Source organism: Peribacillus sp. AS_2, assembly GCF_026891895.1.
In the GTDB taxonomy this organism is placed as follows: domain Bacteria; phylum Bacillota; class Bacilli; order Bacillales; family DSM-1321; genus Peribacillus; species Peribacillus frigoritolerans.
In genome coordinates, this window is sequence record NZ_JAPTGA010000018.1 from 50,711 (window position 1) to 72,344 (window position 21,634).

18 protein-coding genes and 1 pseudogene are annotated in these 21,634 nt (G+C 42.0%); 10 read left to right on the forward strand and 9 right to left on the reverse strand.

Going from position 1 to position 21,634, the window contains the following annotated elements:
- Positions 1 to 142: 142 nt before the first annotated feature.
- The 4 genes from OTG27_RS23390 to nagA all read right to left on the reverse strand — a co-directional run bounded on the left by OTG27_RS23390 (position 143) and on the right by nagA (position 3,578).
- A complete protein-coding gene (locus tag OTG27_RS23390; RefSeq protein ID WP_063574513.1) occupies positions 143 to 865 on the reverse strand; it encodes an SIS domain-containing protein in 723 nt (240 codons plus the stop codon).
- Between the two features lie 63 nt (positions 866 to 928).
- Complete coding sequence (locus tag OTG27_RS23395) at positions 929 to 1,651, reverse strand: GntR family transcriptional regulator (protein WP_034304859.1); 723 nt, start codon at positions 1,649 to 1,651, stop codon at positions 929 to 931.
- A 14-nt stretch (positions 1,652 to 1,665) separates the two neighbouring features.
- On the reverse strand, positions 1,666 to 2,400 hold the full coding sequence (gene nagB / locus OTG27_RS23400) for a glucosamine-6-phosphate deaminase (protein WP_034304857.1): 735 nt from the start codon (positions 2,398 to 2,400) through the stop codon (positions 1,666 to 1,668).
- A complete protein-coding gene (gene nagA / locus OTG27_RS23405; protein ID WP_268938288.1) occupies positions 2,400 to 3,578 on the reverse strand; it encodes an N-acetylglucosamine-6-phosphate deacetylase in 1,179 nt (392 codons plus the stop codon). Before nagA ends, nagB begins: the two co-directional genes overlap by 1 nt.
- Before the next feature lie 305 nt (positions 3,579 to 3,883).
- Here nagA and nagE point away from each other — a divergent pair, with 305 nt between their 5' ends.
- Positions 3,884 to 5,794, forward strand: coding sequence for an N-acetylglucosamine-specific PTS transporter subunit IIBC (gene nagE / locus OTG27_RS23410; RefSeq protein ID WP_048688745.1), 1,911 nt, complete (start codon positions 3,884 to 3,886; stop codon positions 5,792 to 5,794).
- 331 nt (positions 5,795 to 6,125) lie between these two features.
- On the opposite strand, the pseudogene OTG27_RS23415 reads toward nagE, so the two are convergent.
- Positions 6,126 to 6,559 (reverse strand): annotated as a pseudogene (locus OTG27_RS23415) (ABC transporter ATP-binding protein); the annotation flags it as partial.
- A 481-nt stretch (positions 6,560 to 7,040) separates the two neighbouring features.
- Between OTG27_RS23415 and OTG27_RS23420 the strand changes: the two are divergent.
- Both OTG27_RS23420 and OTG27_RS23425 read left to right on the forward strand, forming a co-directional pair.
- Positions 7,041 to 7,214, forward strand: a complete 174-nt coding sequence (locus tag OTG27_RS23420; RefSeq protein WP_268938289.1) for an MbtH family NRPS accessory protein — start codon at positions 7,041 to 7,043, stop codon at positions 7,212 to 7,214.
- Positions 7,211 to 8,665, forward strand: coding sequence for a DHA2 family efflux MFS transporter permease subunit (locus OTG27_RS23425; protein ID WP_268938290.1), 1,455 nt, complete (start codon positions 7,211 to 7,213; stop codon positions 8,663 to 8,665). The genes OTG27_RS23420 and OTG27_RS23425 overlap by 4 nt, the downstream gene beginning before the upstream one ends.
- Before the next feature lie 175 nt (positions 8,666 to 8,840).
- On the opposite strand, the gene OTG27_RS23430 is transcribed toward OTG27_RS23425, so the two are convergent.
- Positions 8,841 to 10,574 (reverse strand): AAA family ATPase, encoded by a 1,734-nt coding sequence (locus OTG27_RS23430; protein WP_187050347.1) that lies wholly within the window; start codon positions 10,572 to 10,574, stop codon positions 8,841 to 8,843.
- A gap of 250 nt (positions 10,575 to 10,824) precedes the next feature.
- On the opposite strand from OTG27_RS23430, the gene def reads away from it, so the two are divergent.
- A complete protein-coding gene (def, locus tag OTG27_RS23435; protein WP_034304843.1) occupies positions 10,825 to 11,403 on the forward strand; it encodes a peptide deformylase in 579 nt (192 codons plus the stop codon).
- A 34-nt stretch (positions 11,404 to 11,437) separates the two neighbouring features.
- Here def and OTG27_RS23440 read toward each other — a convergent pair whose 3' ends face one another.
- Both OTG27_RS23440 and OTG27_RS23445 read right to left on the reverse strand, forming a co-directional pair.
- Positions 11,438 to 12,148 (reverse strand): SGNH/GDSL hydrolase family protein, encoded by a 711-nt coding sequence (locus OTG27_RS23440; protein WP_268938291.1) that lies wholly within the window; start codon positions 12,146 to 12,148, stop codon positions 11,438 to 11,440.
- A 128-nt stretch (positions 12,149 to 12,276) separates the two neighbouring features.
- Positions 12,277 to 13,791: an MDR family MFS transporter gene (locus OTG27_RS23445; RefSeq protein WP_268938292.1), complete on the reverse strand. Its 1,515-nt coding sequence runs from the start codon at positions 13,789 to 13,791 to the stop codon at positions 12,277 to 12,279.
- 130 nt (positions 13,792 to 13,921) lie between these two features.
- Between OTG27_RS23445 and OTG27_RS23450 the strand changes: the two genes are divergently transcribed.
- The 4 genes from OTG27_RS23450 (at position 13,922) to OTG27_RS23465 (ending at position 18,563) form a co-directional block, all read left to right on the forward strand.
- Complete coding sequence (locus tag OTG27_RS23450; protein WP_268565338.1) at positions 13,922 to 14,401, forward strand: MarR family winged helix-turn-helix transcriptional regulator; 480 nt, start codon at positions 13,922 to 13,924, stop codon at positions 14,399 to 14,401.
- A gap of 188 nt (positions 14,402 to 14,589) precedes the next feature.
- The gene (efeO, locus tag OTG27_RS23455) at positions 14,590 to 15,435 is read left to right on the forward strand and encodes an iron uptake system protein EfeO (RefSeq protein WP_268938293.1); all 846 of its coding nucleotides are present in this window, start codon (positions 14,590 to 14,592) and stop codon (positions 15,433 to 15,435) included.
- Positions 15,436 to 16,722, forward strand: coding sequence for an iron uptake transporter deferrochelatase/peroxidase subunit (gene efeB, locus OTG27_RS23460; RefSeq protein WP_268938294.1), 1,287 nt, complete (start codon positions 15,436 to 15,438; stop codon positions 16,720 to 16,722).
- 86 nt (positions 16,723 to 16,808) lie between these two features.
- Positions 16,809 to 18,563, forward strand: coding sequence for an FTR1 family protein (locus OTG27_RS23465; protein WP_268938295.1), 1,755 nt, complete (start codon positions 16,809 to 16,811; stop codon positions 18,561 to 18,563).
- A 42-nt stretch (positions 18,564 to 18,605) separates the two neighbouring features.
- Here the strand turns inward: OTG27_RS23465 and OTG27_RS23470 are convergent, their stop codons facing one another.
- Complete coding sequence (locus OTG27_RS23470) at positions 18,606 to 19,031, reverse strand: DUF4395 domain-containing protein (protein WP_095679765.1); 426 nt, start codon at positions 19,029 to 19,031, stop codon at positions 18,606 to 18,608.
- Between the two features lie 607 nt (positions 19,032 to 19,638).
- Here OTG27_RS23470 and OTG27_RS23475 point away from each other — a divergent pair.
- Both OTG27_RS23475 and OTG27_RS23480 read left to right on the forward strand, forming a co-directional pair.
- Positions 19,639 to 20,094: a MerR family transcriptional regulator gene (locus OTG27_RS23475; protein WP_223256011.1), complete on the forward strand. Its 456-nt coding sequence runs from the start codon at positions 19,639 to 19,641 to the stop codon at positions 20,092 to 20,094.
- Positions 20,095 to 20,290: 196 nt separating this feature from the next.
- Positions 20,291 to 21,589 carry a hemolysin family protein gene (locus OTG27_RS23480; protein ID WP_095679787.1) on the forward strand — a complete coding sequence of 433 codons (1,299 nt, stop codon included), beginning with the start codon at positions 20,291 to 20,293 and terminating at the stop codon, positions 21,587 to 21,589.
- The last annotated feature ends 45 nt before the right edge of the window (positions 21,590 to 21,634 follow it).

Below are 21,634 nucleotides of genomic sequence, written 5' to 3' on the forward strand. Positions count from 1 at the left end.
GAGGCTCTCCGCGGACCCCGGACCGCCTGCAGTGGAATTCAACGCTCAACTTCCAAACTCTCAAAAAAACTGTAGACCAACTCGATGGAGTTTGCCTACAGTAAGAAATAAACAACCGAAACAAAAAAATATGTATTCCATTTCATAATTGGGGGATTCTTGTTTTATATTTCGCGATGATCTTTTGATTGTGTTCATCTGCCCCTTCGATATTACTGCTAAGGAATACGGGAGGGGTTTCCCCTGATTCAATAATCGTTTGGATGACTTGCGTGAAAACCATATTGAGGAGAACGGCCCCGACCACGGTCGATCCGGAACCAAAAGGTATATTATTTGATTTCAGTAATGTGTCACCTTTGGCAATATGATTGTCTATGACCAAATCAACGACATCGTGGAGATAATGCTTCTGTTTATGCCGTGAAGAACAACTTTTTGCATACTCCGGTGATGTTAGTCCAATAACGAATGCCCCTTTTTCTTTTGCGATAGTGGCTACATCTATCGGAACGGGATTTACGCCGGATGACGAAATGACAATACAAACATCACCAGGACGGATATCTTCATCATTCATGAATTTCTCTGATAGGTCATTTTGGCGTTCAAGTTGGGATGATCTTGAAGCTCCTTTAAAAAGCATTAGATCTTCAACGAAAATTGGACGAATTGCGGCTAACCCACCAGCCCGGTAGAATACCTCTTCGGTCAAAATGTGGGAGTGTCCGCTTCCGAATAAATGGATGATCCCATCCGACATGACTGCTTTTGAGATACGTTTCACAGATTCCTTAATTGATTGCTTTTCCTGTTCTCCCACAATTGTGAGTAAAGCCTGCACTTCTTCAAAGTATGAGTTCATATATGTGACACCCTCCGATTACCTTTGGCAATTAAAAGACTATAGTGATGAAAATATTCCATTTTATCTGCTTATGTTGATAGTGAACTTATACCTGTCCGCACGATAAGCCGATTTAACATATTCAAGGGGAGTTCCGTCTATTAAGAACGTATTCCTTTGAATGAATAATATGGGTGAGTGCTTTGGAATTGCTAAATGGGTCACTTCCAATTCAGAAGCAATCGATGATTCCAACGTTTGTGAAGCATAGTCTATCTTTAGTTTGACGTAGTTCTCCACATATTGGTAAAGGGAAAGGTTAATGATTTCTTCCGTTAATCCTTTAATTAAATTGGCAGACATGTACACGGTCTCGAGCGCCATTGGAACATCATCAGCCAACCGAATGCGTTTTATTTCATAAACGGGAGCATAAAGGGAAATGTGCAATTCACTGGCAATCTTCTTATCAGCCGGAATGATTTCAAAGCTCAGCAGCTTGCTGCTTGGGTTTAATCCCCTGGCCTTCATGTCCTCGGTAAAACTGGTCAGTCCATTGAGCTGCTGCTCCAATTTCTTATCGGCGACAAAGGTTCCCCTTCCTTTCTGACGGTATAAGTATCCGTCATTCACCAAATTATTTATGGCTTGGCGGACGGTCATCCGGCTAATTTCGAATTGCTCGGCATATTCACGTTCAGATGGAAGGGCATCGTGCGCTTGGAACTCACCGTTTTCTATTTTTCTTTTTATTTGTTCTTCGATTTGAAAATAAATCGGAAGTGGTGAGTTTTTATCAATCATCAACTTTCGCTCCTTTAGGGTATTATCACTCCGGATAACGCTTTTTGGTCTGCGATAATTGTAACACTATTATGTTTTTTTAGGATAGATGCAGGAAATTCCTCTGAAATGTCACCGTGTATCAATTTCTTCAGTGTTTCGGCTTTTTCTTCACCAGAAATCAGCAGCAGAATTTCTTTGCTTTTCATGATTGTTGAAATGCCCATCGTAACGGCATGTGTCGGAACTTCGTCTATGGAGTCGAAATAACGTGCATTCGCTTGGCGCGTCGAATCTTCAAGTGTCACGACATGTGTACCGGATGTGAAGGAAGTTCCAGGTTCATTAAAACCAATATGGCCATTTTGTCCAATGCCAAGTATCTGAAGATCGATCCCGCCCACGGAATCAATCATTTCGTCATACCGTTGACATTCTCCATTCGTGTCATCGGCTGTGCCATTAGGCAGGTGAGTACGCTCTTTATTTATATTGATGTGAGTGAATAAGGAATCATCCATATAAAAATGGTAACTGTTTGGATCATTTGGTTTTAAGCCGATATATTCGTCAAGGTTAAAAGACGTAACATGTTCATATGAAGTATGATTACGCACGTGATCTTCAATCAAATTATCGTACATTCCTTTAGGGGTGCCGCCTGTTGCAAGGCCCAATTTTATATTCGGATTTCCTTTGACTTTTCCGATCACTATTTCTGCGGCTGTCCGGCTCATTTCCGTGTAGTCCTGCACTTGTATGATATTCATTATACATTCTCCTTTTTAAAAGCTAAATTTCCTCTGCAGAAAGTCATTTCAACGTCCAAGCGGTCATTCAATATTACAAGATCCGCGTCTTTGCCGACTTGGATGCTTCCTTTTCTGTCAAAAATCCGAAGTTGTTTGGCAGGGTTTTCCGCCGTCATTTTTATAATGTCAGTCATGGAACAACCGGTATATTTCATTGTGTTCTTGATGGCATCGTTCATTTTCAATATACTGCCGGCTAGTGTGCCGTCTGAAAGCGTTGCTTTCGTTTCGTCAACATTAACAGGCTGACCACCTAAATCATAGGTTCCCTTTTCAAGCCATTTGGCACGAAGTGAGTCCGTTATCAGTATCATTCGTTCGCTGGTAATTTGGTCATATGCGAGCTTGATCATTTCCGACCTGCAGTGAATGCCGTCAGCAATAAGTTCAACATATAGCTCATCTCGAAGATAAGCAGCTCCCAAAACGCCAGGTTCGCGATGATGGAGTCCACGCATTCCGTTATAAAGATGTGTAACGTGGGTAGTCCCTGCCTGGATTGCTTCATCTATTTGGTCATATGTTGCATCTGAATGGCCGATGGAGGCGACGACGCCAGTTCCCCTTAAGTGGGCGGCAAGATCTAATCCGTTCGGTTGTTCAGGAGCAAGCGTTACAAGCTTGATTTGATTTTCGGCCATTTCCTGCCATCTTTTAAATAGAGTGACATCAGGATCAACGATATAATCCTCAGGCTGTGCTCCTTTACGGGCCGGTGAAATGAAAGGACCTTCTAAATGTACTCCAACTATTTCAGCATTTTCCTGAGTTTGATTTTCGATATATTTACCAGCATTAAGAAGTGCTGATTCAATGGCTTGGGTGGCTTGGGTCATTGTAGTGGCCAGAAAGCTGGTGGTTCCTTCTTTAGGAAGGGTCTTTGCCATTGTGGATAATGCGTCAAGTGTGGCATCCATTGCATCGGAATTGGATGCTCCGTGAATATGAATGTCGATGGCACCGGGAATTACCTGATAATCCGGTGAAAGAGTAATCACCTTGGCATCATCGTCCTGTTTGTATTGGCTGGCTGGACCAACTTCGGCAATTTTTCCATCCACGACTTTAATGTACCCATTTTTGTATGTTTCCTTTTCGCTGTGAACCATCAGATTATTAATAATGAATGTTTTCATACATAATCTCCTTTATGAAAGTAAAACTTAATGAATGAGTCATGAAGTGGTCTCATATATTTTGCCCTCATTTTATCGTTTTTATTAAAAGTTGTCTAGACCAGTTAAGTAGTATCAAGAACAAAAATGATATTTTTACTTAGTTTTCGAAGAATATAGTATATTTACAAGTAAATTGGTATAGACATCTATATATTTTCTGTGCTAGTATAATCCCAAAGAAAAGTTATTATATTGATAAAATGAAAACGCTTAATACATCTTGTTGTTGATCAAAGAAGTTAGGTACAAGGGAGATGAGTTCGATGTTAAATTTTTTACAAAAGATTGGGAAAGCTTTAATGTTACCGATTGCCGTTTTACCAGCAGCCGCGTTATTGCTTCGTTTAGGGCAACCGGATTTACTTGATATTGCCTTTATTGCCGCAGCTGGAAAGGCGATATTCGATAACCTTGCGATATTGTTCGCCTTGGGAATAGCGATTGGATTATCCAAAGATGGAAGTGGCGCTGCGGCATTATCAGGCCTTGTTGGATACTTTGTATTAACGAATGGTACACAAGCGATTGATAAAGAAATCAACATGGCTGTTTTAGGCGGTATTATATCGGGGATAGTTGCCGCTCTTCTATATAATAGATACTCCGACATAAGACTCCCTGAATGGCTTGGATTCTTTTCAGGGAAACGATTCGTCCCGATCATCACTTCGCTTGCGATGATCATACTTGCGGGAATATTCGGTTTTGTGTGGCCGCCGATTCAAGATGTAATAAATAGTGTCGGTGACTGGATTACAGGTGCAGGGGCATTGGGTGCCGGCGTATTCGGCGTATTGAATCGCTTATTGCTTCCAGTAGGATTGCATCATGTCTTGAATAGTATGGTTTGGTTCGTCTTTGGTGAGTACAATGGAGCGACAGGTGATATAAATCGTTTCTTCGCAGGGGACCCGACTGCTGGGCCCTTCATGACCGGCTTTTTCCCGATCATGATGTTCGGTCTTCCAGCTGCAGCATTAGCGATGATTGCAGCTGCTAAGAAAGAGAAACGTAAATTGGTGACGGGGATGCTTGTTGGATTGGCTTTCACTTCTTTCCTTACAGGAATCACTGAACCGATTGAATTTCTTTTCATGTTCATCGCACCGGTGTTATATGTAATACATGCCCTTTTAACCGGGGTCTCTCTGGCACTTGCTGTTATATTGGATATCCATCATGGGTTTGGATTCTCTGCAGGAGCCATTGATTATTTCTTGAACTTTGGTATTGCGCAAAAACCGCTATGGTTAATCCCGATTGGATTGGTATACGCGGCAGTTTACTTCGTGATTTTCTATTTTGTCATCAAGATCATGGATTTAAAAACACCTGGCCGTGAAGACGATGAGGAAGAAGTGGAAGAAGAAACTATTGTGAAAACAGGGGATAAATATACCGATATGGGATCGCTTTTCATTCAAGATCTTGGCGGTAAAGAGAATATAAAGCTAATTGATAACTGTGCAACACGCTTGCGTTTACAAGTGGCCGATTCAGGAAATGTGAATGAAGCAGCCTTAAAACGGCATGGTGCCCGCGGTGTCATGAAGTTGAATAAATCGAGTGTACAGGTCATTGTTGGAACGAATGTTGAATTCGTTGCAAATGCAATGAAACAGCTTGTCAAGGATGGAGTCGACCCAAGCCAAGTGAAAACAAGTCCATCTGCACAAGTGGCAGAGGATATAGTAGAGGAAAACCAAGCTTTGGGTGCAAATGACTTTGTCCTTCCAATTGAAGGAACCATTTTACCGATAGAACAAGTTCCCGATCAAGTGTTTGCCATGAAAATGATGGGGGATGGCTTTGCTATCGAGCCAGTAAACGGAAAACTAGTATCTCCAATCGATGGGGAAGTGCTAAGTATCTTCCCGACAAATCATGCACTGGGCTTGAAAATGGATAATGGTCTGGAAATTCTGATCCATGTTGGTTTGGATACAGTTAAATTAAATGGAGAAGGGTTCACAGCTCTTGTTCAAGAAGGTCAAAGAATAACAAAGGGAACACCTCTTTTGGAAATTGATTTAGATTTCATTAAACGGAATGCACCATCAACGGTCACTCCTATTATATTCACTAACTTACCTGAAGGAACGGCAGTGAAGTTGCAAAAGTCAGGGATCCAGAAACAAAATACACCAGATATCATCCAGTTGGAAAAACTATAAATTTGTAAAAAGGGATGTCGACTTGTCGACATCCCTTTAGACTGTAGACAAACTCAAAGAAAAGTGAGCTTGCCTGCAGTTTTTTTATGACTTGTACAATTTGGATGTTGATTTCCAAATCCAGGAACTCGCTTTCCGCGGGCGGTCGGGGAGCCTCCTCGGCTTGCACCTGCGGGGTCTCCCCTAGACACGCTTTTCTAAGCAGGAGTTCCAATCAACTATGTTATAAAATTCAGGTGGAAACCATACCCGAGGATTTGGAGGTGTTGGTTTGAATCAGTTGATTCGGGAATATCATTTGATGAATTATACGTTTTACGAACCACACCTTTCAATTGGATAAAACGGCTTCTTTATATACTTCTTGCTGTGATAAATTGTCATAACCAATACAAACGGGTGCCCCATTGGCCGGGATCTATCATAACCCTTGCATGAATACGAAAGACTTCCTCTAAAACGGCAGGTGTGATGATTTCCCCCGGGTTACCGATTTTAACGATTTCCCCTTCCTTCATCGTTAGGATTTCATGTGAAAACCGGGACGCATGGTTAATATCATGCAATACCATGACAGTCGTTGTTTTTTTGTTCTTTATTAAGCTTTTCAACTATTTGCAAAACCTCTAGTTGATGAGCCATATCATCAAGGTAGGTGGTGGGCTCATCCAATAATAAAATCTCCGTTTTCTGTGCTAAAGCCATTGCCAGCCAAACCTTTTGTCTTTGACCACCGGATAGATTGGCGATTTGCCGGTTTCGAAATGGCTGGAAGCCCATCTCTCCATTGAAACAAAAAGTGGTTCCGTGAGGAGGAGGAGAAGTTTCTTTCCCGATTGAATCAAGGAAAGGATGGTGATATTTCCTTTTTGCTTGGCGAGGGGGAGCTTGAAGGCACCCATAAAAGCGGCACGAATGAAAATGCTTTGGAATTATCAAAACGATAATCCTTGAAGGACAGCAGAGTGAATGTTCAATTCAACGAGTCTGAAGGGGAAGGGCATCTTTCAGTTTTGCCGCCTTTGATTAACAGGCTTTGCGTTTTGCTTTGAAGAGAAATGTGACTGGTAAGAAATAGGACTTTCTCAGTAAATCCACGGAAGGCACTTGACCAGTAAGTTATAAATATATATCATTACCTGTAGATTATGATTGATAATGATTATCATTATTGGTTGGCTAGGAGATAGCTAACAAGCATTCACTATCGAGAATTTGAAAAAATTATGAAGGAGGACAATGACTGATGACCAACCGTTTCGTGAATGAAAATGGGATCTACAATGAATTTATAATTGAAGAAGGTCGAAATTCCCTTTGGCCCGACTTTTTGGTTATTCCAGAAGGCTGGTCATTGATATATCGAGAGGACTGCTGGAAATACATAAAACTAGTTGCTAGCATTGATGGAACAAAATGAAAGTAAGGATGCAAATGGACCCTAAAATAGTAGTTAGCATCGTTTATGTCATAGCGATGTTCATGGTTTCGATGGACGGGACGATTGTCAATGTGATCCTGCCAACGATCAGTAGTGAATTTAACCTTGATCCCTCTTCAGCCAGTGGCATTAATGTTGGATATTTAGTAAGCCTGGCTGTATTCCTTCCGGTAGCTGGGTGGCTTGGGGATCGTTTTGGAACCAAGAAAATCTTCTTGATGGCATTGGGTGTCTTTACGGCAGCCTCCTTTTTATGCGGATTCGCTAATAATCTTCAAACCTTGAATTTGTTCAGGGTTTTGCAGGGGGCAGGAGGCGGGATCCTTACACCAATTGGAATGGCCATATTATTTAGAACGTTCTCTGTTGAAGAACGCCCAAAGGTGTCTCGTTCCCTTGTGCTTCCCATAGCTTTCGCACCAGCTGTTGGTCCGATTGTTGGCGGATTCCTTGCGGAGCAGCTGTCTTGGCGCTGGGCATTTTATATAAATGTCCCTTTCGGAATTATGGTCCTGATATTCGGTGTATGGTTTTTAAAAGAAAATAAAGAATCAACTGCTGGCAGATTGGACATTCCAGGATTCTTATTGTCAGCTGCAGGCTTTTCCATGCTGATGTATGCAATGAGCTTAGGGCCATCTAAAGGATGGGGTTCCCCCGTTATCATGTATACAGGAATTATCGGTGCAGTTCTTGTTCTCTCATTTATTCTATCGGAGCTGCGTGTGAACGAACCGATGCTTGATTTGCGTTTATTATCCGATCGATTGTTTCGGACATTGGGCATCATTTCATTATTTTCAATGGCGGGCTTATTGGGGATGCTCTTCGTGTTCCCGTTAATGTATCAAAGTTCGCTTCATGCTTCAGCTTTAGAAAGCGGGCTGACCACTTTCCCGGAAGCTATAGGTTTGATGGTGGCCTCCCGGATGATGCCTTGGACTACGAAGAAACTGGGCATACATCAGGTGATCCGGATAGGGCTGCTTGGTACAATCATCATTTATACATTGATCAGCATTGTCGGGCCGACAGCCAACCCCTGGTTCCTTCGTGCCTTATTATTTAGCGTCGGTATCTGTTTGGGACATACTGTCGTGGCCGTACAGTTTTCCACTTTCACCAATATCAACTCTGCTTCGATGGGAATGGCGGCCACATTGTTCAATGTCCAAAACCGGATTGGCTCGGCCATTGGTGTAGCCATCCTAGCCAGCATTCTGGGGGAAGTGGGCACTAGCTCGATAGGAACGAATGGGGAGCACCATGTTAATTTAATATCCTATCAATTTGCTCTCCTAGGTTCTGTGGCTTTGCTCGTCATAGCCCTATTATTTGCGATGCGTTTGAAAAAGGATGATTTTAAGGCCAAGATACCGAAACAACATATGGCTAAATCCCTTGGTGTAAAACAGGTCAGAAGCGGTTAAGTAACAGGAAGGCCACTGTGATTTTGCCAGTGACCTCCCTTTCATTTTGCTAGCGGCACAGGGACTGCCTACATAAAATATTAATTAAAGATTGGCTTTGCAGCTGAAAAAAAGAGCCTGTTTTATTGCAAACAGGCTCTGGAAATCAGTTCTTAAGACTTAGTGGAGAAGAGTATTATGCATTCGAGCATATACCGGTTATTTCCGAAGCGTCAACGATACGCTGAACTTCAGATCCCTCAAGTGTCTCTTTTTTCAATAACTCTTCAACGAGTTCTTCATATTGTAGGCGATTCGAGTCAATCAACATTTCCGTTTCCTGAATCGCTTTCGTGAATAATTCCTGCATCTTTTGCTCCTTCTCACCTTTATTGAAGGTGAGGGTGAATCCATCTTGAAGCATTCCGGTATCGACCATTTGTTCCAGCAGATGTTTCGCCTGCTGTACATCTCCGCCTACACCTATGCTATGTTCCCCTAAATACATTCTTTCCGCCACGCCGCCTGCCAAAATCATTTTGACTTGATCAAGCAATTCACTGGCTGTTGCCAGATGGAGCTCTTTTGGTATCGGCGCTACATATCCAAGGGCTTCCCCACGCGGAATGATGGTCGCCTTTCTAACGGAGCCAGGCTTTGTCAAAGCAGCAATCAGGGCATGTCCACTTTCATGAATGGCCACACGCCGCTTCGTATCCGCATCATTCAAGGTACGTGATGTCGCTCCAAGTATCGTACGGTCAATCGCGTAATCAAGATCCTGTTTACGAATCATATCCTGTTCATTCCTCAGGGCATGACGTGAGGCAGTATCGAACAGGGAGCTTAAGTCAGCGCCGGAGAAACCGGATGTACTTTCAGCCAACTCATCCAGGGAAGCCAGGACATCTGTCGCTAGACGCTTTCCCTTCGTATGGATATCGATGATTTCCTTTCTTCCTTGTGTATCCGGAAGTGGGACTTGGAAAGAGAAATCGATCCTGCCCGGACGTAGAAATGCTTCATCGAGCATATCTTTCCGGTTGGTCGCTGCAATGAATAAAATACCTTCATTTGGATGGCCCCCATCCAATTGGACAAGCAGTTCGGTTAACGTTTTTTCGCCTTCTTCCCCGCCGTGGGGTTTCCTTTTACCAGCCAATGCATCCACTTCATCGATGAAAATGACAGCTGGCGATTGTTTACGTGCATTTTGGAAAAGGCTGCGGACACGGGCTGCGCCGACTCCAACAAACATTTCGTTGAAGGCTGAACCGCTCGTTGAGAAGAAGTTTGCACCAAGCTCTTTTGCAATTGCCTGTGCAAGCAGCGTTTTCCCCGTTCCAGGAGGGCCGTATAATAAAATGCCTTGAGGCGGCTTAATTCCAATTTTAGCTGAACGTTCAGGTTCCTTTAGTGTAGTAAGTGTCTGAAGGATCTCCTGTTTGATTTCGGATTGCAAACCGCCTACATCATCCAAAGTTATCTCTGGCAGGGGTTTTGGGGTGGAAAGGCTTTGCTTTTTGCTGCCGATCCGCAATCCGCCCTTTGATTTTTTCTGTATAATGACACCGGTTGTGACGAGGGCCGCCATTAACCCGCCTAAAATCCATAATGCTGATTTATTAGTTGATGAAAAAGAATATTGAACGTTATAAGTTTCGACAAGTTTATTGATCATTTGACTGTTGGGAGGAATACTTGAAACGTATTCTCCATCTGGTGTGGAGATGTGAAGAGTGCCATTTCTTTTTTCTTCAATGGTGACAGGAGCTCCATTTTGGGCTTTAATCGTTTTTTCCACCGATGAAAAAGGAATGACCATATCCTTTGACTGAGTAACAGCATACCAACTGATTCCAGCAATTATCACAATGAGAGCCGTAAGGAACGGCAGCAATTTCGAAACTAATTTAGAGTTCGAGTTCAATTTTTCATCTCCTTTAAGTATATATATTCAGTATAAAATTTTTAAACATGTAATCTATAGGTCTTTGTACCTTAAATTAAAGGTAAATAATGTTAAAGGAAAGAAATGACACTTATGTATGAGAGTTTAAAGAGTCCGGAATTTAGAAATATTTAATCTATCCGGGATATTAGACTTTTTAAATGCGAAATGCTAAAGTGAAATGGTCTAAGTCATGAAAAAATAAAATGGTAGAAGAGTGTGAAGTTCTATGAGTAAATTTATAAAAGACTATATGATTACGATGAAGGATATCGTTAGAGAAGGGGATCCAATTCTGCGTCAGGTAACGGATGAAGTTAGCCTGCCGATTTCGGATGAGGATCGTGAAACGCTGGAATGCATGATGCAATACCTGAAAAACAGTCAGGATCCAAAACTCCAAAAGAAGTTCAACTTGCGTGAAGGAGTTGGGTTGTCTGCCAATCAGATAGGCTTGAATAAACGCATGTTCGTCATGTATTTTCCCGACGAAAAGGGGAAGCTGTTTGAATATGCCCTTGTGAATCCGAAAATCATCAGCCATTCCGCCACAATGATCTATTTACCGCAAAGTGAAGGCTGCCTTTCTGTCGACCGTGATATTAAAGGATATGTACCGCGTTATGAACGGGTTAAAATCAAAGCTTTTGACGGTAATGGTGAGGAAATAGAGATGCGGCTGAAGGGCTTTGCTGCAATCGTGTTTCAACATGAGCTAGATCATTTGAACGGGATGATGTTTTATGACCGGATCAATACCGAAAACCCTTTCAAGCTTCCGGAAAACGTGGAAGTGAAAAGTCTGTAAAACCCAAAAAGGCAAAGCGCCATGCTTTGCCTTTTTACCGTTTTATGGCTTTAGGAAACATATCTTCTTCCATATGCTTCAGTAAATCACTGAAAATGGCCAGGCTCATTTGCTGGTATCCTTCTGAAGTGAGGTGGATGCCATCATCGCTAATCAAGGGACCCAAGTCACCGGAGGATTTAATATGGGAACGGACGTCGATCAAAGGTACCTTTAGTTCCTCTGCAAGGCTTTTCAATTGGCGATTATACATCCCATGCCAATGTTCAATACCGCCGACATGGGAAACGAAATGCCCGATTGAATGACCGAACTTATCGGCGATGGATCTGTAATATCTGGCAGGATCCAGTGGCGGAAGAGTTAAAAGGATAGGGGTTATATGCTTGTCCTGAACCTGCTTGACAAGTTGTGTGACATTTTCCAGGTAGCGTTCGATTGGAACGATGGGCTCATGGTCACCTTCTGGATTCTTGGCTACTTCGTCCCAATGGAAGTTACAGTCATTTCCACCGACCTCTATTAATACGATATCGGGATTTTCCGACATGACGTCTTTCTCGATCCGGCTAACCAACAGGTCGGAGTTATCATTGAAAACCCCTTTATTCAAAACTTCGACGAATGGCAAAGATTCTGTCAGCTTAGCTAAAGAGTTTGGATAATTTTCTTTAATGATGCGAAGGCGCCCCCTAACATAAGAGATGCCTCTGGTTAAACTGTCTCCAAAACATACGATCTTCAAACTTCTCACCTCGGTATGTGAATGTGTTACTTATATTTTAGTAGTGGAATGATATTTCGGCAATCTTCACCTCCTTTATAGAAGGGAGATGAAAATACAAAAAGCGCTGGGAGTGCAGCGCTTTTTGTTTATTGTAAGGATTCCTTTTTTGAAGGTGTTTCCACCCTTGTTTTTCCCATGAAGAACACAGTGATTGCAGCAAGACCGATCGGAATGAGGGCCAAGGTGAAGATGAATGAAATCGAATCGGACATCGCATGAACGATTTTATCCAGGATAAAATCCGGAATCTCCGCACGTGCTTCCGATTGGAAGAGCTGACGTGGGTCCTCCATCAATCCGGCTGTATCCGGACCTCCTTGCATTCCTTTAAATGCATCCGTCATTTTACTTTGGAATACATTGGTCTGAATCGCTCCATAAATCGTTACACCGAGTGTCATCCCAAATGACCGGAGGAAGGAGTTTGTTGAATTGGCCGACCCCCTGAATCTAGGTTCCAAGTTGTGAATGGACGCAATAGGCAAAAGGGAGAAAGAAAAGCCCATGCCAAATCCAGTCAGAATCATGTACAAAGTTAATAAAGTCCTGCTGGTATCAGGGGTGATGGTCCCTAATAGAAGCATACCTGCAAAATAACAGATGACAGAAATCGTCATTAAGTTGCGAAAGCTTGTCTTTGTATTGAATATCCCGCCAATTGCACTGCCGAATACAGAGCCAAGCATCATGGGAGTTAGGATCAGTCCGGCATTTGTTGCGGAACCACCGTAAACTGCCTGCACGAAAATCGGGATATAGACGGTTAAAATAATGAATGTGCCGCCATAAAGAATGGCTAAAATCTGAGAAGTGGCAAATAATCGCCTTTTAAACAGCCATAATGAAATGATGGGATCTTTTGCTCTTTTTTCAAAAAAGAAAAATGAAACGAAGAAAACCACAAAACTGGCAAACAGGCCTATGATGGGAGAGGAACTCCAACCATACTCCCCGCCTAGTTCAAGAGCGAACATTAAGCTGATAACGGCTATGACGAGAGTTGCTGCGCCACCCCAATCAATTTTTTGCTCCTGGGTGTTGGGTGACTCCTTGTAATAATTCCAGATGAAAAATAAAGAAATGACTCCAATCGGAACATTGACGTAGAAAATCCAGTGCCAGCTGGAGTATTCAGTAATATAAGCACCTAAAAGTGGTCCCAATACGCTTGATGCCCCAAATACAGCCCCGAAAAGGCCAGTTAATTTTCCCCGTTTTTCAGGTGGGAAAATATCAAAAATAATCGTAAAGGCTATAGGCATCAAGGCGCCTCCGCCGATCCCTTGGATTGCACGGAAGATACTTAACTGCACTATGCTCTGAGCCATGCCGCATAATGCGGAACCAATCAAAAAGACTATAAGTCCGAAAATAAAAAACCTCTTTCTTCCATACATGTCCGAAAGCTTACCGAATATCGGCATACTTGCCATCGTGGCGACCATATAGGCAGATGTCACCCATACAAACTTATCAAATCCGCCTAAATCAGAAACGATCGTTCCCATCGCAGTCGCAACAATCGTATTATCCATTGCTGACATCAGGATACCCAGTAGTAAACCGGCAACAATGAATTTTTGTTTTTTTTGAACGTTCATTTATTTTCCTCCTTCATATCAACCAGCTCATGAATTTTCCTTTACATGGTTGAAGGGTAAACGTTAAGATGAAACAAAACATTTATCTTGATAATCAAGATAAATTCAAGTGTAAAAGGGGTGGCATTTTATGTCAAGCGATAATAGGTTGAATTCAGCTCTGTTAGAGAGTTTAACACACAGATTGCAGCGGTATGGAATGAGATCCGTTTTATTTCAACAAAATATGGCCCAGAAAATAGGGGTGTCCCATACGGACTTAAAGAGTGCTGAAATATTGAATGAAACAGGACCGATTACCGCTGGTGAATTATCCAAAATTACAGGATTGAGCACGGGTTCGGTAACGGCACTGATCAATCGCCTTGAGAAATCGGGTTATGTTAAAAGGGAACGAGACCAATTGGACGGAAGAAAGGTCATGATTATGCCGATACCAGAAAGGCAGGAACAGATTAAATCGCACTATCAATCGCTCTCCACGGCCACAAAAGAATTATGCTCAGCTTATAATGAGCAAGAGCTGATATTGATCAATCAATTTGTTGAGGAAATCACAAAAATCATGGATAAAGAAAATGACAAGTTAATGAGTGAGCGTGAAAGGTAGCTGATATGTAGGCTGCCTTTATTATTTTTAGCCAGCTGGGAGCTACTTATCCTGCGTAAGGAAAAGGGATAGAGTTAAATACTTTGGAAGAGAATGAACAATGTCTGTTTCCATTAAAATATATATTGATAATGAATTTCATTATCTGTTAATATGAATCTACAAATCATTTAAAGGGAGAATACACTATGAAAAAAGCAAAGGCGTCATTAGCGGTCTTATTATCAACCAGTCTATTATTTGGCTGTGCGCAGGAAAAGGAAGAAGCCAAGCCGGCAGATGATAATGCCAAAGAAGTGAGTGCGAGTAAGCTTGATGGTGTATCTAGCGAGTACCGGGAATATGCCATTGGTGAAATAGAAGAGTTCGTAAACGCAACGGAAGAATTCACTGCGGCCGTATCTGCCGGTGATATTGAAAAGGCGAAGGAATTATACGCACCAGCACGGATGCATTATGAAAGAGCGGAACCCATCGCTGAAGTTTTTGGCGATCTTGATCCCAAAATCGATGCGCGTGAAGGGGATGTCAAAGATGAAGACTGGGGCGGTTACCATAGGATTGAAATGGGGTTATGGCAAGAAAATACAACGAAGGGCTACGAAAAGTATGCAGATCAATTAATGAGTGATGTCAATTTGCTTCGGGCCAAAGTTGAAACGGTTGAGGTTACTCCCGATTTGTTGATCACGGGTGCGGTGGATTTATTGAATGAAGTTTCCACAAGTAAAGTGACAGGAGAAGAGGACCGATACTCCCATACCGATTTATATGATTTCGTGGCTAATGTTGAAGGAGCAGAGAAGATCTATGAACTGCTTACTCCAGCGCTGAAAGAAAAGGATGCGAAGCTTGCTGCGGAAATCCAACAACGTTTTGACGATGTATACGACTTGCTTGAAAAGCATAAAGAAGGGGATGGATACATCTCATATACGGATTTAAAGGAATCTGAAGTCAAAGAGTTAAGTCAAGCAATTGATGCATTGGCTGAACCACTTTCGCAAATAGGGATTGTAACGGAGGAATCTTAATTGAAAGAACATACGCCGAAAGATGAAACCGGACTTTTTACAAAAAAGGTGAGTCGTCGTAACATGCTGAAAACGGCAGGAGTGGGTGGAATCGGAGTCGTGATAGGAGCATCCGGATTTGGCGGGCTGCTGACACTTTCTGAACAAAAGGCGAAGGGACAAACTAAGGATATTGTACCTTTTTATGGAGCACATCAAGCTGGTATCACCACTGAAGCGCAAGATAACCTTTACTTCGCGTCATTGGAAGTAACCACGGATAAAAGATCGGACTTAATCCAGTTATTCAAGGATTGGACAGAGGCTGCGGCTCAGATGACAGCGGGGAATTTGATTGGTGATACATCACTTAATACGAATATGCCCCCAAAGGATACGGGGGAAGCGAAAGAATTATCACCTTCCAATTTAACGATCACTTTTGGAGTGGGTCCGACCCTGTTTTCGAAGGATGGCAAAGATCGATTTGGTTTGAAATCAAAAAGACCTGCTGAATTAAAGGACCTGCCCCAATTCCCTTTAGATGCTTTAGAAGAAGAATGGAGCGGTGGGGATATTTGTATTCAAGCATGTGCAGATGATCTTCAAGTGGCTTTCCATGCCGTCCGGAACTTAGTGAGGATCGGCAGAGGGAAAGCGATCATTCATTGGGCACAAACAGGTTTTCAACGGACTAAGCAAGCCGATTCACAAAAAACGACACCGCGGAACCTTTTCGGGTTTAAGGATGGGACCGTCAATCCGGATACGAATGATAATAATGAAATGAATGAGCATGTTTGGGTGAAGGCGGGGGATGGTCCTGACTGGCTTGTTGGAGGCAGTTATATGGTGGTGAGGCGAATCCAGATGTACATTGAAGTTTGGGACCGGACTATATTGAAAGAACAGGAAAATACGTTTGGCCGTCATCGCGACAGTGGAGCTCCACTAGGAATGAAAAATGAGTTCGATACCGTGGATCTCGAAGCTAAAGACCCAAATGGAAATCGGATCATTCCAGAGGATTCACATGTAAGTCTCTCCAGAGGGGACGGAAAAGCAAAGATATTGCGGCGTCCATATTCGTATGCAGATGGAATGGATCCCAAAACAGGGAGCTTCAATGCAGGCTTGCTATTCATTTGTTTTCAGCGAAACCCAAGTAAACAATTCATACCGATTCAAGAACGACTGGCGAAAAATGATAAGCTCAACGAATATATCGTTCACAGGGGCAGTGCCATGTTCGCTTGTTTACCAGGTGTGAAAAAGGGTGGCTATATCGGGGATTCCCTTTTTGGATAAATATCATTTCAAATGAGGATGTGAAAATCGCCAGCATGGATATTATCCAGTTGGCGATTTTAGTTCATGAATAAGGAGGGACCACTATGACCGTTTCTAGATGGAAGAGTGGAATATTTGTTTTAGTCGTCAGTCTTTTATTTCTTTCGACTGATATTAAGATGGTTTCGGCGGGTGAAAACCACGATCAGCTCTTTGTTTATATTGGCGATAGTTTAATGAAGGTGAAATCAGGCGACCTTGAGGAAGTATCGAAAAATATCGAGCGATTCGAGCAAGATTGGAAAACGATAAAAACGGACAGCGAAAGTGCGAGGAAAGTCGACGAGAAGCTATCCGCAGTAAAACGTGCTGTGAGCGACCAAGCCTCCACAGATGAAATCAAAAAGCGATTATCAGCATTATCAAGTACGCTTGTTATTTATGATACAAGCGAAAACCCTGTTGACAAGACTGACTATAAAGAACGGTTACAAGCGATACTTCCATTGATAGATAAGTTGGAGGCTTTGATAACTGAAGGCGACTTTGATCAAGCTAAAGTTCAATATACCAATCTCTTGAATCAATGGACCGATGCAGAGGTCATTGTCAGAGAGAAAAGTGTTGCTACATATGGTGAGTTCGAAACGAAAATGGCCTTTGTGCGGATAGCGATTACCCAAGATCCACCTGATCCGGAAAAAGCCCAAAAAAATCTAACTGAATTGAAGGGTTTAATCGAGGATTTCCTTGCTGGTAAAGTTGAAGTAGGAAGCCAGAAAAACACCTATTCACTTGGGGATGTAACACAACTTTTACAAGGAAGTGCAACGGATATTGAAAAGGATGAAATCGATTCTGCCGTTGATAAGCTAAATGAAATCTTAACAATTTGGCCTAATGTAGAAGGGGAGGTTTCCACAAGGGATAGCAAACTTTACAGCGATATGGAAACGAAGGTCCCGACCGCAATCAGCCTATTGCAATCGGAAAATGTAAAGGCGGATGAAGCAAAGGGAATCGTAACCGATTTAAACACAAGGTTACTCCCTTTAATTGAGGATACGGGTTATACAACATGGGATGCAGCTCTGATCCTTTTACGGGAAGGATTGGAAGCACTCTTGATTGTAGCTACATTGCTGTCTTTCCTAAAGAAAATCGGGCAAGCGGACAAACAAAAATGGATTTGGACAGGAGTTGGTGCGGGGTTAGTTGCCAGTTCCATATTGGCGGTCATAATCAATATCGTTTTCTCTCAGATCACGGCTGCTTCAAGCCGGGAATATATTGAGGGAATCACTGGGATAATAGCCGTATTGATGATGTTGACAATTGGTCTTTGGCTTCATAGTAAATCGAACGTCCATGCATGGAACCGATATATCAGCAAGCAAATGAACCAAGCCATTGCGACTGGGAGCATCATCTCTTTCGCTTTAATCAGTTTTCTATCCATCTTCCGTGAAGGTGCCGAGACGATTATCTTTTATGCAGGAATGGCTCCTTATATGGAATTAAAGCAGCTGCTGAGCGGGATTTTCCTTGCCTTCCTCATTTTAGTGGTAATTGGTTTCATCATGCTGCGGTACAGTGTGAAATTACCGATGACCCTATTCTTTAAAGTGGCAACGATACTCATATATGCCTTGGCTTTCAAGATTCTTGGAGTCTCCATCCACTCACTTCAGGTTTCTCAAGTGATACAGACAAATACGATCAGCTCCTTCCCATTTGCAGAAACGATAGGTCTTTATCCAACAATGGAAACGCTGGTGCCGCAAGCTGTATTATTATTGCTGATTGCATTGGCCGCCATTTGGGTCAAAAAGAGTAATTCCTTACGTGCAACCGAATAATAAAATGGGACTGACGAATGTCAGTCCCATTTATGTGTGCTATTAGCGTAGTGATCGGCGATAGGAATATTGCTTCCATTGATAAAGGATGAAGCAGCCGATGCAGAATCCAAGAATGGCTATGAGTGAAGCCACTCCGACCATCAAGGTAAATATATAACCGGTAACATTCCAACCAAGCAAAAAAGAAGTGAATCCAAGTCCTAAGCAAACGACTGCTATTGCCTGGTTGAATTGTTGCTGTGAATGATCTTCAGGAATATAATCGGACGGTTTCTTTTTAAGAAAGAGCTTTGCCAGACGCATCACTGGATTGAAATTAAAGAGAAGACCCAAAAGCCCCGCTGTTAAAGGAATGGCTAATATCCATATTTGTCCCGTCAATAAGGCGGTAGCTACGCTTAACAAAATGACCCATTGATTCGTACGGACTAAGGGACGGGGAATGGAACGAATTTCACTCGTCATATAATACCAACCTTCCTTATGCGTTTTATTATATTTTATCCTTATTTTAATCACTTGTGAAGAGAAAGGTTAATAAAACAAAAGGTGGTCTTATTTATAATTATTTTAATTTAGTATTGATTATCATTATAAAAGTAGTATAATATATTTATCATGAAACAAAAGTTAGGAGGACAGTATAAATGGTAGCAAAAGTTTGTGAAACATGTGGAACACCAATAAAAAAGCTAAAGCATTCTTCCCTATGCCAGTGCGGTCCTAAGATACTGAGCAATCAACTCTCAGATAAAACAAAAAAATAAACACCACTGGAATAGATCATAAACTAAACCATTAATCGGTTTGAGTTTGTAGATAAAAAGGGTTCCATCTTAATTTTTAAACAAAGTTGATTGGAGCGGTTGTTCGAGTGTTCGAGGCTCCCGGACCGACCGCGGAAAACAAGTGCCTCACGTTCCAATCAGCGTTCATATTTTATACACTCTCAAAAAATGAACCGATTATTCAATTAATCGGTTTTTATTTTTCCAATAAGGGGTAAAGAGCATAATAAATATTTTTCATTTCAATTAAAATAATGTACGATTATAGAATAGAATAAAATGTCATGAAGATTTGTCTAAACCATAACGTGACGGTTAGGAGGGGCTATGTTGGGAACGAGACTTTAAAAATTGGCGAGTTGGCGGAAATGGCGAATGTTACGAAACGAACCGTAGATTATTATACGAATCTTGGCTTGCTTAAAGCAGAACGTTCCGCCTCTAATTACCGTTATTATTCAGTCGGTGAACTTGAAAGGCTCCGCCGTATCGAAGGATACAAAAGAGAAAACCTTTCATTGGAAGATATTAAAGAAATACTTAAAAAGGATAAGGAAGCCGCATCAGCAATTGAGGCAAAAGGTCTTCAGCTCAAGAATAAAATGGATGGCCTGAACGAAGAACTTCAGGAATTCATCAGCTTGATTGAAAAGGACGGAAAAAGTGAGCTTCTTCTAAAAAAACAGATATCCCGTGAAAGCATGGCCTTGATCCAATCATTACTAGTGTTGCTCGTATGATTAAAATTTATCTCTATAGTTTTATGCACAAAGGTGCATAGTAACGATATAGGCTAAATGGTTTTGGTTCATCTTATAAGGCAAAAATGCTTATTAAACGAAAATAACCATTTATACAGGAGGTGCTTGGGATTAAGCCATATATGTCTAATCCGAAGAACAGTAGGATTGGAACTATATGGAGAACCCGCACATATTGGAGATTTTTATAAAATTATTGGCAGTAGCTGCATTAATAGCATTAACCGCATTTTTCGTTGCATCGGAATTTGCAATCGTGAAAGTCAGAAGTTCCCGGATCAATCAATTAATTGAAGAAGGGCATAGAAATGCCCTCGCAGCCAAGAAAGTGACATCGCATATCGATGAGTACTTATCTGCCTGTCAATTGGGGATTACAGTAACAGCCCTAGGTTTAGGGGTGTTGGGTGAACCGACGGTCGAGGCAATCTTAAAACCATTGTTCACTAAATGGGGATTAGAGGAATCTGTAAGTCACATCATCTCGTTCCTGATCGCGTTCGGTTCCGTGACATTCCTTCATGTTGTAGTCGGCGAACTCGCACCGAAAACAGTTGCGATTCAAAAGGCAGAAGAGGTGACCTTGCTATTTGCAAAGCCATTAATTCTCTTTTACCGCATTTTGTACCCATTCATTTGGGTACTGAATGGTTCTGCACGTCTCCTGACGGGCATGTTCGGATTAAAGCCTGCTTCCGAGTCCGAAATGGCCCATTCCGAAGAAGAGCTGCGCATCATTTTATCGGAAAGCTATAAAAGCGGTGAGATCAACCAATCGGAATACAAATATGTCAATCAGATATTTGAATTTGATGAGCGCATTGCCAATGAAATCATGGTTCCCCGTACGGAAATGACCGTTATCGAAAAAGGCATGCCATTATTGGAAGTTGTTGAACTGATTCAGGAAGAACAGTACACAAGGTATCCGGTCATAGACGGAGATAAAGATAATGTCGTGGGAATGGTCAATATCAAACGCCTTTATACAGCGACGATTACAGAAGATAATGTAACGGCTTTAACGGTGGATTCCTTTGTAACACCCATCATCCGTGTTCTTGAAACGATCGCCATTCATGATCTGCTGCTAAAAATGCAGAAGGAAAGGATCCATATGGCAGTTTTGACCGATGAATATGGCGGAACAGCTGGTCTTGTAACGGTTGAAGACATCCTTGAAGAAATCGTCGGGGAAATCCGTGATGAATTTGATCAGGATGAACGTCCGCTCATTCAAAAAATTGATGAAGGGCATTATGTATTCGATGCTAAAACATTGGTTGAAGATGTCAATGATACCCTTGCGATCGATTTGCCGGAGGAAGATATCGATACATTGGGTGGATGGTTCCTGACAGGCAGATTTGAAATTGCTGTCGGAGATAGAATTGAATACGCCGGATATGAATTTACTGTAAAGGAAATGGACGGCCACCATGTTTTATATGTTGAAGTGAAGAAGATTAAATAAACAGGATCACACCAAAAGCCGAAAGTGAAAACTTTCGGCTTTTAT